The organism is Microcoleus sp. A003_D6 (genome assembly GCF_036702825.1).
GTDB lineage: Bacteria > Cyanobacteriota > Cyanobacteriia > Cyanobacteriales > Microcoleaceae > Microcoleus.
In genome coordinates, this window is the sequence record NZ_JAUBWA010000012.1 from 59,651 (window position 1) to 74,182 (window position 14,532).

Below are 14,532 nucleotides of genomic sequence, written 5' to 3' on the forward strand. Positions count from 1 at the left end.
GATCGCAGATAAATATGGCAATTATCTCCTCCAAACAACAGCCGCCCGACCCAAATCTACCCGAAGACATAGCCCCGGCCCGTCGCAAAAAAGCCGCCAAACCCCCGGCGGCGGAATCTTTGCTAGAATCGCAAGAACTACCCGAAGAAATCAACAGCAAACAAGACGACAAAATCCGACCCCAGCGGTTAGCTGAATACATCGGACAAAAAGACTTGAGAGAAGTTTTGGCGATCGCAATTGCAGCGGCCAAATCCCGCGGCGAACCTATGGATCACCTGTTACTGTACGGGCCGCCAGGGTTAGGGAAAACCACAATGTCGCTAATTCTGGCAGCAGAAATGGAAGTTGAATGCAAAATTACCACCGCCCCCGCCCTAGAAAAACCGCGAGATATTGTCGGATTGCTGATCAACCTCAAAGCAGGCGACGTGCTGTTTATCGACGAAATTCACCGCTTATCTAAAGTTACAGAAGAAATCCTCTATCCGGCGATGGAAGACTGCCGCTTAGATATTACGATCGGGCAAGGAAAAACCGCAAAAATCCGCAGCATACCCCTGAAACCGTTTACTTTAGTAGGAGCAACAACCAAAGTCGGTTCTCTGACATCTCCATTGCGCGATCGCTTCGGCTTGATCCAAAGATTGCGCTACTACGAAATAGACGAACTCAGTCTAATTGTCCAAAGAACCGCCCAAGTTCTCGACACTCAAATCACCCCAGAAGGAGCCACAGAAATTGCCCGCCGAGCTCGCGGAACGCCCCGGATCGCTAACCGCTTGCTGCGGCGAGTTAGAGACTACAGTCAAGTCAAAAACTTAAAGCCAATTGATGCCGAAGTTGCCTCACTCGCCCTGGAATTATTCAACGTCGATCCGCTAGGTTTAGATTGGACAGATCGGCGAATTTTGACAGCAATGATTGAGAACTTTAACGGCGGCCCAGTGGGCTTAGAAACCCTCGCAGCTTCTACAGGAGAAGACACTCAAACCATTGAGGATGTATACGAACCTTATTTAATGCAAATCGGATTTTTGCAGCGGACAAGTCGCGGGAGAATGGTAACGGTTGCTGCTAGAAAACACTTGGGTTTTATTGAATAAAAAAAGTAAAAAATGGTACAAATACAAACAAAAACACTAACTTTGTTAGAGTTTCTCAAACTGCCAGAAACAGAACCAGCTAGCGAATATTTCAACGGTCAAATCATCCAAAAACCTATGCCACAAGGAAAACACAGCAGGATTCAAGGTGAATTAGTCCCAGCTATTAATGTCGCAGTTAAAAATCAGAAAATTGCCTTAGCTTTTCCTGAATTGCGGTGTACTTTTGGCTCTCGCTCAATTGTGCCAGATGTCACAGTATTTACTTGGGACAGAATACCTGTTGATGAGAATGGGGATGTGGCTAATGTATTTGAAACTTACCCAGATTGGACAATTGAAATTCTGTCTCCAGACCAGAGTCAAACTAAAATAACTGGGAATATTTTACACTGTCTGAAAAACGGCACTAAAATGGGTTGGCCGATCGATCCGAGGGTGCGCTCGATCTTAATTTATCCCCCTGGAAAGCAACCGGAAATTGTATCAAAATCCAGAAGAATTGTTGCCGGTTCCAGATTGGGCAGGAGAATTGCGGCTGACGGTAGGAGATTTGTTTGGGTGGTTGAAACTAGAGCAGTTGACAGTTGACAGTTGACAGTTGACAGTTGACAGTTGACAGTTGACAGTTGACAGTTGACAGTTGACAGTTGACAGTTGTTAGTTGACAGTTGTTAGTTGACAGTTGACAGTTGACAGTTGACAGTTGACAGTTGACAGTTGTTAGTTGTTAGTTGTTACCAATTACCAATCACTAATTCCAATTACTAATTTTAATTACCAATTAAAAATTACACATTTCCCATTACAAATTACTCATTACTCATTACCAATTACACATTTCCCATGTTGCTATACCTCAGAATAGAAAACTTTGCCTTAATTGACTGCCTGGATTTAGAATTTGGCCCGAGTTTGAACGTATTTACGGGGGAAACCGGCGCTGGTAAATCGATTATCCTAGATGCGATCGATGCAGTGTTGGGCGGCAAGGTCGATCGCCGATCGATTCGCACCGGAGCAACGCGGGCAATATTGGAAGCTACCTTTGAATTGGACAAAGCTGCGGCTGTGTGGCTGGGCGAGCAAGAAATCGAACCCATAGACGGAAATTTAGCCGTTTGCAGCAGGGAAATTAACGCATCTAGCGGTGCTCTGCGTACCAGATCGCGCTTGAACGGAATTCTGGTCAACCGCCAGTTAATGGACCAACTGCGCGATCGGCTGGTCGAAATTACCGCCCAAGGCCAAACCGTCCACCTCGGACAAGAAACCCTCCAGCGAGAATGGCTCGATTTATACGGTGGCAAAACTTTGACTGAAGCCCGATCGACAATCACCGCAGCGTGGCTGGGAACCAGCAATGCCAAAACAGCCCTCAAACGCAGGCGTCAGTCGGAACAGCAGCGGCTGCAAAGACTTGATTTGTTAGAATACCAAGTCCGAGAACTCGGCGAAGCCCACATCGAAGACGCCGGCGAACTCGAACAGCTAGAACACGAATCAATCCGCCTCGGCCACGTCGTCGAATTGCAGCAGCAGAGTTACCGAGTCCACCAAGCCCTGTACCAAAACGACGGCGACAGCGCATCAGCCGCCGACTTGTTGAGCAAAGCCGAAGTAATTTTAAGCGACATGGCCGTTTACGATGTGCAGTTGCAACCAATCCTAGAAATGGTAAGCGATGCTTTAGCTCAAGCCACAGAAGCCAGCAGGCAAATTAGCAGCTACGGCGAACAATTAGAAGCAGATCCCGAAAGACTTGAAGAAGTAGAAGAGAGAATTCGGGAACTCAAACAAATTTGCCGCAAGTACGGGCCGCTCAAAGAAGCGATCGCCTACTACCAAAGCATCCAAAACGAACTAAACGAACTTTTAGAAGGAGGCGAGTCAATGGAAGCCTTAGAACTCGCATATGAGACCGCTTTAGAGCAATTAAAAGACGCTTGCAGCCACCTCACAACCCTGCGGCGGGAAGCAGCCCTCAAACTCGAAACCCACCTCGTAGGAGAACTTAAGCCGTTAGCAATGGAAAAAGTGCAGTTTCAAGTCGAAATCTCGCCTTGTACCCCAACCGCCACCGGTGCCGACCAAATCGCCTTTTGTTTCAGCCCCAACCCGGGCGAACCTTTGCAACCTCTGGGCGCGATCGCCTCCGGGGGAGAAATGAGCCGCTTTCTGCTCGCCATCAAAGCCTGTTTTTCTCAAATAGAAAGCGCCGGTACGCTGATTTTTGACGAAATCGACGCCGGAGTCTCCGGGAGAGTGGCCGGGGCGATCGCCAAAAAACTCTACCAACTCTCGGACAAACACCAAGTTCTCTGCGTCACCCACCAGCCGCTGATCGCCGCGATGGCTGATTTTCATTTTCGCGTCAACAAACAGACGATCGAAGCAGAACCAAGTATCGGCGAACCCGCAGCAGACTCCGAACCAGTCGAACGCACAGTAGTCAGAGTTGCCGCCCTCAACAGCGAGCAGCGGCGCGAAGAACTCGCCCAACTCGCCAGCGGCCGATCGGCAACAGAAGCCATCGCTTTCGCCGAATCCCTACTCGTCGAAGCCGCCGGATTGCGCCAAACTCAGTCGGCTAAAGCCTGACCGCACCCTCAAGCCGATCGAGGGGTTAAAAGGCGGAGTTTTTTCAGAGCGGGAGGTTACACTAAAAAATAACAACCGCAACTTTTACAAAAAACAAAGCTGTAAGCCCCGTGACTTGAGTGGGTTGAAAGCTAAGAGCAGCAAAATTGAGAGAAATTCTAGTTAAAAACCACAATTGTGTAGAGAAGGGCACACATCACTAGCAACTGCTGGTGTCACAATTGCGGCTAGTCCCACAAGGCCATTCCTCTTTCAGCAGTCGTCCTTGCAGTACGCATTCATGTTCCTGCGGGCGATCGGATCGAAGACAGGCAGAACCTACTTAAACCAGGCACGCACAATGTCAAAATCAGTTAATAAACCATTTAAACAGGATTCGCATTCTCTAAAAAGAGTGCAGCAATACCAAAGCAGCGTTACCCTCCCACCCTCGGTTCACCAGCAATCCAACTGAATTTCCTCGGCCCTGTACCCGGAGTTCTGTAAACTGGAAAAAGTTTCACACATACTTGAGTCTTGTGCGACAGGTGACCCGCTAATCAACTTGCCCGCTCTCTTCGTTTAGAGACTAACCCTTACACTTAAGCTTCTGTAAAGGTCTATGAAATCTGCATCTTCCACCAATTACTCTTCTATGGACAACGTGATAGATGTCGCTGTTGTCGGCGGTGAAAATCATCAGGAACACTATTCTCCCCCGGACTTGAGGAACAGTGAAATGATCCTGCACCAAGGAAACATCTCCAGCATTCTCTCGCTCCTAAATAAGCAAAGTTTCGGAGTAGTAGTTAAGGAAGTAGAAGAAAAACTTAAGGTTGTCAATCAAACCCTGGGAATGCTCGACAATATCCTTGAGAGTGAGGGATTTGACGCTATTCTCAACGAGATGTTGGAGTCTATTACCCTCAAAACAGGGGAATTGCTCAATGCCAATCGCAGCACGATATTTTTATTAGATGACGAAAAAAATGAACTCTGGGCGAGAATCGCTAAAGATGAGAATGGCAAAAACCTAGAAATCAGAGTTCCCGCCCACGTAGGCATTGCAGGAGAGGTCGCCACGTTCCAAAAAGTGGTTAACATCCCTTACGATTTTTACAACGACGAACGATCGGCTAACGCAAAAAAAACCGATGAAATAACGGGCTACCGCACTTATACAATGCTGGCAATGCCCCTGATAAATGAAGAAACAAAAGAGTTAGTAGCAGTCGTTCAACTGATTAATAAACTAAAACCGAACCACGAAAATTACGCCACTTTAGACGAACAAATCGACCGGGCTGGATTTACTAAAGAAGACGAACAAGTTTTTACTGAATTTGCTCTCTCGATTCGCCTAATTCTAGAATCGTCCAAATCTTTCTACGCAGCAACTCAGAGACAGCGGGCAGCCACGGCGCTGATCAATGCCATCACCGCTCTTTCTAAGAGCAGTCTAGACTTAGAAGATACTCTAAAAAGGGTGATGGATCAGGCCCAACAACTCATGAACGCCGATCGCAGCACCCTGTGGCTAATTGACGAAGATAGAAATCAACTGTGGACAAAAATCCCGATCGCAGGTCAACTTCAAGAAATTCGCATACCCAGAACAGCCGGTTTCGCAGGCATCGTCGCCCAATCCAGCGCACCGCTGCTGATTCCCTTTGACGTGTACGACGATCCCCGCGCTGCAACTTCCAAAGAAGTGGATCAAAAGTCGGGGTATCGCACTTGCAGTATGCTGTGTATGCCGGTGTTTAACTCCGACCACAAATTGATTGGTGTCACCCAATTAGTTAATAAAAAACGACAAGGAGAATTCCCGCCCTACAACCCGGAAGATTGGCCGCACGCCCCCGAACAGTGGAAAGCGAGTTTCAATCGCAACGACATGGAATTTATGGAGGCGTTTAACATCCAAGCAGGAGTCGCCCTGCAAAACGCCAAACTGTTTGCTGAAGTCAAACAGCAAGAACAAAGACAAAAAGATATGCTGCACGCCTTGACTAACGGCGTGATTTCTACCGATAAAAAAGGCCATATAGTAGCGACAAATCCCAGTGCCAAAAAATTACTGGGTGTCAGCGATGCCGAATTAGCCGAAGGTCAATCTTTGCGCGAGTTAATTAAGTTAGAAAAAGGCGATTTTGCCAAATGGTTCGATGCGTCTTTGTCTCCCGAAGACGATAACGACCGCCAGCAGTATTACCCCGATCAAGTTTTGCTTTCCTTGGAAGGAAAATCGCAGAGTATCAATCTCTCGATTAACTCAATGACCGACGCTACCGACCCCAGCAAGGTTAACGGCGCGTTAGTCGTCATGGAAGATATTAGCAGCGCCAAGCAAGTCAAAAACTTGATGTACCGTTACATGACCCCAGAAGTAGCCGAAGCGCTTTTAGCTTCAGGGGATACAGGATTGGGCGGCAAGCGCAAAAACGTTTCGGTGCTGTTCTCGGATATTCGCAGCTATACCACACTTACGGAAAAATTGCAAGCCGAAGAAGTGGTAGTGATGCTCAATAAATATTTTGAAGTGATGGTAGATGTCGTATTCGAGTACGGAGGGACTCTCGACAAATACATCGGCGACGCTCTGATGGCAGTTTTTGGCTCCCCAGCACCCCTAGAGGATCATGCTTGGTGCGCGATGCAAACGGCAGTGAAAATGCGGGCAAAACTGGCAGAGTTCAATCAAGAGCGTATGGCACACGGGGAATTGCCGATCGGCATCGGTATGGGCGTGCATTCCGATGAAGTGGTCAGCGGGAACATCGGCAGTAGCAAACGCATGGAACTGACTTCGATCGGAGACGGCGTAAACCTCGCCTCTCGCTTAGAAGGCGCCAGCAAGCAGTACGGCACCGACTTGATCATTAGCGACAATACTTACAGAGATTATGCCGATCGACTGTACGTGCGAGAACTCGACTTTATTACCGTCAAAGGCAAAAGCGAACCCGTAATCGTTTACGAACTCGTCGGCATCCGCGAGGGACACTCGCCAGTGGGCAAGCCCCTAACCGAAACACAGCAACAAATTGTAGAACATTACAACAAGGGCCGCGAACATTACAAAACTCCAGTCAGCCAAAAACTCTCAGAAAGTGAGGTGAAAAACATCTTAAATGATGTCGCCGAAATGCCAGAGGCAGAGATCAAGAAACTGTCCTACAATGTCGAGCAACAGTTGGAACAGGAACTCAAGCAACTGTTACATCAACTGAAAAAGCTGTCAGAGTACGACCCGAAAAACCTCTGTGAAGCAGACAAACTAATCGTGCTGTTGCAGCCAGAAATCCGACTTCTGAAATTGGAAGGAATTAAAAACCTCTCGGAAGACGAAGCCACAATGCTGCTGCAAGCAAAAATCAAGCAGCTATCAGCAGACGAGATTAAACCCTTGCAAGAGGGCGAAGTCAAAAAACTGTTGGAAGCAGACATCTTAGAACCGTCAAATCCCAGAATCAAGAGGCTGAAACCCGCAGAGATCAGGCAGCTATTGCAGGCGAAAATTAAAACTCGCGCAGCAGAGACAGTTACAGAAATGTTAGATGAGGAATTTGAAAATCTGGGACTAGATCGGGTCAAAAAACTGCTGAGCGAGTTTAAGAAAGCCTTAGAACCAAAAGCCAAGCAAGCCTTTAGAGACGCCGAACGCGAATTTAACGCCGTTCTGGAAGTTGACCCCAAAAACAAGGCAGCTAAGTTGCACGTCGATCGCTGTATGTTATTTCAGCACCGGCCTTCCGATGTACTCAACTGGGACGGCGTGTGGAATCTCACAGAAAAATAGCAGAAACCCGCAGCCACTGCTGGCGGCGATAGGGGGCGGGGGCGAGCCAATAGCAGCAAGCTTCGCTAACGGGCGATCGGGGATGCGCCCCTCCCCTGCGACCAATTAACGTTAATATCCTGTTAAAGCAATTTTAAATAAGCTCCAACAGGTATCATTGTTAGATAACGGGACTTGAACTCCCTAACTCGCTTGCGCCAGATGCCCGCGTTTCGCCCTACCTGCGACAACAAACAAAGCACTTCTACCATGAGAAGAGCTTAAAAAAATAGTTAGGAGTTGCGCCAGAATTACCCAGTTTATGACAAAAATCTTGGGGAAAGACGACGAAACATCCGCTCAAAAACCGGGTTTTTGAGCCTGCGCGCGTAAGTCTTAATAACTTTGGCGGCTTCTAAAAACAGCTTGCTTTCAGCAGATAGTCAACGTTCCTGTCTTAGATATAGAAAACTACTAGCATCAGTTATGGATAATTGGAATTCGCAGTCGGGAGATATTGAGTGGGTAGATCAGGTTTACCAACTATTACTAGAGATTGCTCGCAGCTCGCTGTCAGATATCCCCAGAATCCCCGAAAACATCGCTCAAAAGTCTCTTCCTCTGATCCAGAAATCACAAAGCATTCAGCAAAGACCACAGGGGCACGGGTTTAAATCCGATTCCTTTTCGGTAAAGGATCTTGAATGGGTGGCTCAAGTCCGCCAACTGCTCGAAGAACTGACCGGCGAGTCTTTGTCGGAGCGGCCAAAAATGCCGGAAAACCTGGCGGGCCGAGCTTTGAGTCTGGCAGATAACGCACAAAGCATCAAAGAAACAATAGAAGAAAATGCAGCCGGCAGCCCAATAGATGAAGATGAGACTTCCTTGGAGTCTCCAGACGCGCTGCTGAACCTGTTGCACCAGAGTTTAAAAACTCAGCGCGCCAAAAGCTACAAACCCGACGCTCCCGAATGGCAGCAAGTCTTGACTCTGCTAGATGTAGTGAAGTCAATTTACAAGCAAATTCAAAGTTAAATTCAAGCTTCAATCAAAGGCGTCTTCCGCACTGTGCGATCGCATTAAGTAGGTCAGTTCAAAAAAAACAATCATATCCGATCGCTAGGGGCGGGTTTTACCAAAAATTTCCGCCTAAAACCAATCATCTCGTAAACCTGCCCCACCCAACGATAAATCGCTTAAACAAGTACAGACAATTGTATTTTTGTCAACTAAACTAGATTTAATCGCTTCTAGGGCAGGAGAACATGAGCGGACAAAACATCGGCGATTTGTCAAAAGAAATATTAGCCGATCGCTATCAGTGCGATCGGCGACTCGGCAAGCAAGCTGGAAGGCAAACTTTACTCGCCCGCGACTTAATAACGCAACAGCAAGTAGTAGTCAAACTCCTCTCATTCAGCAGCGACTTTAACTGGGAAGACTTAAAACTTTTCGAGAGAGAAGTCGAAACCTTAAAATCCCTATCCCATGTCGCAATTCCCCGATATCTAGACTCCTTTGAAATCGACACGCCCAACCGCAAAGGATTCGCCCTAGTTCAGACTTACATCGCAGCCAAATCCCTACAAGAATATCTCTCAGACGGCCGCACCTTCAGCGAAAGCGAAGTCAAACAATTAGCCGCAGCATTATTAGACATCCTCGCCTACCTGCACCAGCGACAGCCCCCGGTGATTCACCGCGACATTAAACCCAGCAATATTTTACTCAAAAATCGATCGGGCAATAGCGTCGGCGAAGTCTACCTAGTCGATTTCGGTGCAGTTCAAACCCTAGCAACGCAACAGGGAAAAACAGTCACAGTTGTCGGCACGTATGGCTATATGCCGCCCGAACAATTTGGCGGGAGAGCAGTTCCCGCTTCCGACTTGTACGGCTTGGGAGCAACATTAATTGCGTTAATTACCAAGCAGCATCCTGCCGATTTGCCGCAGCAAGATTTGCAGATTGAATTCGAGCAATTCAGCCAACTGAGTCCAGGTTTTACCAATTGGCTGAAGTGGATGACAAATCCCAGTTTAGAGCGCCGTCCCGCCTCAGTCCAAATAGCAAAAGAAGTTTTAGAAAAACCACAGGAAATAAATAAATATTCCCTGCCATTGAGACAGAGAAAAACGGTGGATACCTCTAGCTTGTTCAATAATGCGATCGGGATCGGCACTGGGATGGGAATCCTAACTGTAGGAACTTGTGCAGCAATTTACGGCACCTTTGTTATTCCGGTAGTGGGGACAATTGTCGGAGGATTGATCGGTATTTTTCTCGGCTTGCTGCTGGGGATTGGGAACGGAATAATCGTAGGAATCGTCACGCGCTTGTGGTTTTTCCCCCTAACTAATCCCAAACTTCACCGACAGGTTTTAACCGCGATTAGTATCGTGTTCTGTACCTCTATAAGCATCGTCTTCTTTCTCTTTGTGATATGGGTTTTGGAAGGTATTTTACTGGATGCACTTTTTATTTTTTTAGTGATGGTACCGTCGCTAATTGCAGGGCTGTCAATGGGGGTAAGTAGCAAGTCTATTGCCCGATGGTATCAAAAAGAAAGTGGACTATAAAATGAAAAATAATATCGTGTCCGGTTGATTAGTCGTCCCTTTGAACGCTAGTGAAGAATCATAGAATACCAAGATATCCCCCTTCTTGAAGAAGTCGGATATCTAAAAGAAGAGCGTTTAACCTCAAGTTAAAATTAAGGTGAAAAATATGATTTGCAAAATCTTAAAAAAACGCTACGAAGTACAACGACAACTAGGAAAACAAACTGGTCGCCAAACGTTGTTGGCTCGTGACTTACAAACTCAAGAATTAGTTGTCATCAAACAGCTATTCCTCGGCAGCGATTTTGAATGGCAAGACCTCAAGCTATTTGAACGAGAAGCGGAAACTTTAAAAGCACTTTCTCACCCATCAATTCCGCGCTACCTCGACTACCTGGAAATTGAAGAACCAGACAGCAAAGGATTTGCCCTGGTACAGACTTATGTAGAGGGTAAAACTTTGGAAGAGCATTTGCGATCGGGGCGTACTTTTAGCGAAAGCGAGGTAAAAGAATTAGCTAAATCGCTGTTAGAAATTTTGATTTATTTGCACCAGCAAGATCCGCCTGTTATTCACCGCGATATTAAACCCAGCAATATCTTACTGCACAGCAGATCCGGCAACTCTGTCGGACAAGTTTATTTAGTTGATTTCGGTTCGGTGCAGAACCAAGCTGCAAAGTTTGGCGGCACAATTACGGTAGTCGGAACTTACGGATATATGGCACCGGAACAATTTGGCGGGCGATCGGTTCCGGCTTCTGACCTCTACGGTTTAGGCGCAACTTTAATTTATTTGGTAACGGGTTTGCATCCCACTGAACTCTCGCAACAGGATTTAAAAATTCAATTTGCCGATCGGGTAACGCAGCTCAATTCTAATTTAATTGATTGGATCGAGTGGATGACAGAACCTAGTTTGGAAAAACGGTTATCTTCGGCTGGCGAAGCATTGCGATCGCTCAAAAATCCCCGCCCTATCAACAAAAGTCCTATGGTGGTACAGCCACCACCAGGTAGCGATATTAAACTAACAAAAAATTTGGAGTTTATAGAAATTGTAATTCCGCCACAAGGAATCGGTTTTGGTTTAATTGCCCTGCTTTCAGCAGCGGTACCTCCGATTATTTGGTCATTAGATTCTAATTCTGTTTTAACCGATAACTTAGGGATAAGTCACCAATTTATAATGCTAATATCAGGAAGTTTTTTATGTGCGGTAGGAGTCATGTTTCTGTTTGCACTATTTCGGAAATTGCGTCTCAGAATCGATCGCCAGCAAATCTCCTATAGCAGCCATCTGCTGGGGTTGAAATGGAATCATTCCAAGGCATCCCCCAGACCGGACATTTGCCACTTGGAAATTGAACAAATTGGATACAAAGTTTCTCAGATGATTATTCAAGCCGGCAACCAAAAATATCGACTAGGAGTGAAGCAGGGACTAAGTGAATCAGAAATCGAGTGGTTAGCAACAGAACTAAGCCAGTGGTTGCGATTGAAAATTCAAAGAACTTTGACAGACGGTAAAAAAAATAAATGGTTCTGAAAATATCTCCCTCGCCCAAACAAAGCATTCCCCTCTCAAACTGTGGGATGGGCGTCCCGCCCGTCCGCTCTCTCTTGTGTGGGATGGGCGTCTCGCCCGTCCAGTGTATTATCCCAGCCGGCGACACACTCCCCCGCTTTCTCTCAATCTCATGCAGCCGTTCGGCCCGATCGCCCGTAAAATGCTATCAAAGGGATTTGGCAAGTAGCACTCATCCCAATCATCTGTTAACTTGGAGATATTGTTGTGGACTTATCGCTAATTCCGGCACAGCCGAAACCAGGACTGCTCAACGTCCTCATCGAAATTACCGCCGGTAGCAAAAACAAGTACGAATTTGATAAAGAGATGCAAGCCTTTGCTCTCGATCGGGTGCTTTCTTCCTCAGTGCAATACCCTTGCGACTACGGCTTCATACCAAATACCTTAGCCGATGATGGCGACCCCCTCGACGGCATGGTGATGATGGACGAGCCCACATTTCCAGGGTGCATTATCGCGGCTCGCCCGATCGGAATGCTGGAAATGATCGACGGAGGCGACAGGGACGAAAAACTGCTGTGCGTTCCCGACAAAGACCCCCGCTACGCTCACTATAAGTCCCTCAAAGACGTAGCCCCCCACCGCTTGGACGAAATAGCCGAATTTTTTAGAAGCTACAAAAATTTGGAGAAAAAAGTGACAGAGATTCTGGGGTGGCAAGATGTCGATCAAGTCATGCCCTTAGTGGAAAAGTGCATCGCAGCCGATCGTAAATAAGCCTCTAGCCAGCACTCCTCGACAGCAACCCGACTAAAAATTCAGGAGGCCGAACTAAAGGCGACCGCTGCACGTCGAGAATGCAGTCGAGGAGAGGGTGGCTAGAATGTAAAATAATCCAATGCCGAGTCATACCAGAAAAAAAAATACAACTTTATGCAAGCCCCAAACCCATACCCAGTAACTCATTCCCAATTCTTCAATTCTTTAATCTAAAATATAAAAGGGTATCACCCTCCAGAATTCCTCAAACAGCCGTCCCGGCCGCAATCTGGAAAAAAATACTACTCATAGACTAAGATTAAGCGCAAATTCTAAACAAACACGCAAATGCTTTCTACGTTTGAGGAAATTTTACCCGAACAGTGACATCAACGCTATCTTCATCTCAGAACACTTTCGCACGCCGGGCAGCCCGCAGGGTGCAAAAAATAATCTCTCAAGCGTGACATTTCCTCCACCAATCGGCCCGGTACGGTTTAGGCTTCTAACAGCCCAAGTGTTCGGTAAGTCAGATTTCCTTGTTCGGTACTCGGATGGTTTCCCCATAAAGCGTTTTATAGTACGGATTGCTAAAAACTAAAAACTAAAAAGTAAGATATCAACTCCCAAGTTCCTGCGCCCAAAGCTAAAAAAGATGCCAGATTCCGCACCCTCTCAAGCCAATCCACAGCCTTCCGATCGCAAAGCCACTATGGAAAATAGTCCTTTGACCGAGTTTGTCGTTCAGTTTTGGGGCGTGCGGGGCAGCATAGCTACCCCCGGCAGCAAAACAATTCGCTACGGAGGCAACACCTCTTGCGTAGAAATGCGTTTGGGCAAAAAACGCCTGATTTTTGACGGCGGCACCGGTCTGCGAGTTCTCGGTCTCAACTTGCTGCGGCAAATGCCGGTGGAAGCCCATATGTTTTTCAGTCACACGCACTGGGATCACATTCAAGGGTTTCCCTTCTTTACTCCTGCCTTTATCCCGGGGAACTGCTTTCACATTTACGGAGCGATCGCCCCCAACGGCACTACAATCAAACAGCGTCTTGCCGATCAAATGCACCACCCCAATTTTCCAGTGCCTATCCAGGTGATGCAGTCAGACCTCAAATTCAACGATTTGACGCCTGGGGATATTCTCGAACTCGACGATGTGAAAATAGAAACGGCACTGCTCAACCATCCCAACACCGCGATCGGATATCGAATCACCTGGCAGGGGCACACAGCCGTCTACTGCACCGATACAGAACATTTCCCCGATCGCTTGGACGAAAACGTCGTACACCTAGCTCGCGACGCTGACGTGTTGATTTACGACGCAAACTACACCAACGAAGAGTATTACGACTTCAAAACCCCCAAAGTCGGCTGGGGACACTCGACTTGGCAAGCAGGAGTAGAAATAGCGAAAGCTGCTGGAGTCAAAAAGATCGTGATGTTTCACCACGATCCGGGTCACGACGACAATTTTCTCGATCGGGTCGAAGCAGAGGTGCAGGAAGTTTTCGCCAATGGCTGCTTGGCCCGCGAAGGCATGAGCATACCAGTGATTTAGGCAACAAATCAATGCAGGCTCAAAAAAACCGCCGACCGAAGGCAAAAATTAGCAGCGAGAAGGCAGAACCATGAACCACAAAACCCCCCCCAAGAAGCGTCGCTATCGTGGCTTGCGGGGGCTTTACTCAACGTTGCTACTGTTGATAATTGTCTGTTGTACCTGCGGCGGATGGGTTGCAGCTCAGACTGCCTACTCTCGCACTCCTGTGCGACTTGCTCAGGTGTCTCCGATTGAGGATACTGGAACTGTCGATCGAATTCCCGATCGCTACCAACTCGGACAGCAACTGTATCTAGAAAACTGCGCCACCTGTCACATCGGTTTACCGCCGCAAGTATTGCCAACAGAAACGTGGCGCCGCTTGCTGCAAGATTCCCAACACTACGGACAAACCATCAAACTGCTAGTAGACCCGCCCCGTCTGCTAGTGTGGAACTACCTGCAAACTTTTTCCCGTCCCCAAGCCAAAGACGAAGAACTCGCCTACCGAGTCGCCAGTTCTCGCTATTTCAAAGCTCTACACCCCAAAGTCAAACTGCCACAACCCGCAAATATCAGCAGTTGCGTTACTTGTCACCCCGGCGCGTCTCAATACAATTTCCGCAAGCTTACCGCCGAGTGGGAAAACTCTCCGTAAAGTTGAGCCG

9 protein-coding genes and 1 pseudogene are annotated in these 14,532 nt (G+C 47.4%); all 10 read left to right on the forward strand.

The genetic code is table 11. From position 1 onward, the window contains the following. The first annotated feature begins 14 nt into the window (after positions 1-14). The 10 genes and pseudogenes from ruvB (at position 15) to QUB70_RS05985 (ending at position 14,522) form a co-directional block, all read left to right on the forward strand. Positions 15-1,106 (forward strand): Holliday junction branch migration DNA helicase RuvB, encoded by a 1,092-nt coding sequence (ruvB, locus tag QUB70_RS05940; RefSeq protein ID WP_332978964.1) that lies wholly within the window; start codon positions 15-17, stop codon positions 1,104-1,106. A 12-nt stretch (positions 1,107-1,118) separates the two neighbouring features. After that, positions 1,119-1,704, forward strand: a pseudogene (locus tag QUB70_RS05945) (Uma2 family endonuclease). Between the two features lie 248 nt (positions 1,705-1,952). After that, positions 1,953-3,707 carry a DNA repair protein RecN gene (gene recN, locus QUB70_RS05950; RefSeq protein ID WP_332978965.1) on the forward strand — a complete coding sequence of 585 codons (1,755 nt, stop codon included), beginning with the start codon at positions 1,953-1,955 and terminating at the stop codon, positions 3,705-3,707. A 601-nt stretch (positions 3,708-4,308) separates the two neighbouring features. Continuing rightward, positions 4,309-7,488, forward strand: a complete 3,180-nt coding sequence (locus tag QUB70_RS05955) for a GAF domain-containing protein (protein WP_332978967.1) — start codon at positions 4,309-4,311, stop codon at positions 7,486-7,488. 465 nt (positions 7,489-7,953) lie between these two features. Continuing rightward, the gene (locus tag QUB70_RS05960) at positions 7,954-8,502 is read left to right on the forward strand and encodes an inorganic pyrophosphatase (protein WP_332978968.1); all 549 of its coding nucleotides are present in this window, start codon (positions 7,954-7,956) and stop codon (positions 8,500-8,502) included. Between the two features lie 230 nt (positions 8,503-8,732). Beyond that, positions 8,733-10,046, forward strand: coding sequence for a serine/threonine protein kinase (locus QUB70_RS05965; RefSeq protein WP_332978969.1), 1,314 nt, complete (start codon positions 8,733-8,735; stop codon positions 10,044-10,046). A 148-nt stretch (positions 10,047-10,194) separates the two neighbouring features. Beyond that, positions 10,195-11,577: a serine/threonine protein kinase gene (locus tag QUB70_RS05970; RefSeq protein WP_332978970.1), complete on the forward strand. Its 1,383-nt coding sequence runs from the start codon at positions 10,195-10,197 to the stop codon at positions 11,575-11,577. Between the two features lie 246 nt (positions 11,578-11,823). Then, entirely contained in the window at positions 11,824-12,336 is a 513-nt protein-coding gene (locus QUB70_RS05975; RefSeq protein ID WP_332978971.1) for an inorganic diphosphatase, read from the forward strand. Between the two features lie 637 nt (positions 12,337-12,973). After that, positions 12,974-13,882, forward strand: a complete 909-nt coding sequence (locus QUB70_RS05980) for an MBL fold metallo-hydrolase (RefSeq protein WP_332978972.1) — start codon at positions 12,974-12,976, stop codon at positions 13,880-13,882. Positions 13,883-13,952: 70 nt separating this feature from the next. After that, the gene (locus tag QUB70_RS05985; protein ID WP_332978973.1) at positions 13,953-14,522 is read left to right on the forward strand and encodes a diheme cytochrome C; all 570 of its coding nucleotides are present in this window, start codon (positions 13,953-13,955) and stop codon (positions 14,520-14,522) included. The last annotated feature ends 10 nt before the right edge of the window (positions 14,523-14,532 follow it).

Bases quoted from the DNA above. Each gene is read 5' to 3' on its own strand.
- ruvB (WP_332978964.1), top strand. From the start codon at position 15: ATGGCAATTATCTCCTCCAAACAACAGCCGCCCGACCCAAATCTACCC.
- recN (WP_332978965.1), top strand. From the start codon at position 1,953: ATGTTGCTATACCTCAGAATAGAAAACTTTGCCTTAATTGACTGCCTG.
- QUB70_RS05955 (WP_332978967.1), top strand. From the start codon at position 4,309: ATGAAATCTGCATCTTCCACCAATTACTCTTCTATGGACAACGTGATA.
- QUB70_RS05960 (WP_332978968.1), top strand. From the start codon at position 7,954: ATGGATAATTGGAATTCGCAGTCGGGAGATATTGAGTGGGTAGATCAG.
- QUB70_RS05965 (WP_332978969.1), top strand. From the start codon at position 8,733: ATGAGCGGACAAAACATCGGCGATTTGTCAAAAGAAATATTAGCCGAT.
- QUB70_RS05970 (WP_332978970.1), top strand. From the start codon at position 10,195: ATGATTTGCAAAATCTTAAAAAAACGCTACGAAGTACAACGACAACTA.
- QUB70_RS05980 (WP_332978972.1), top strand. From the start codon at position 12,974: ATGCCAGATTCCGCACCCTCTCAAGCCAATCCACAGCCTTCCGATCGC.
- QUB70_RS05985 (WP_332978973.1), top strand. From the start codon at position 13,953: ATGAACCACAAAACCCCCCCCAAGAAGCGTCGCTATCGTGGCTTGCGG.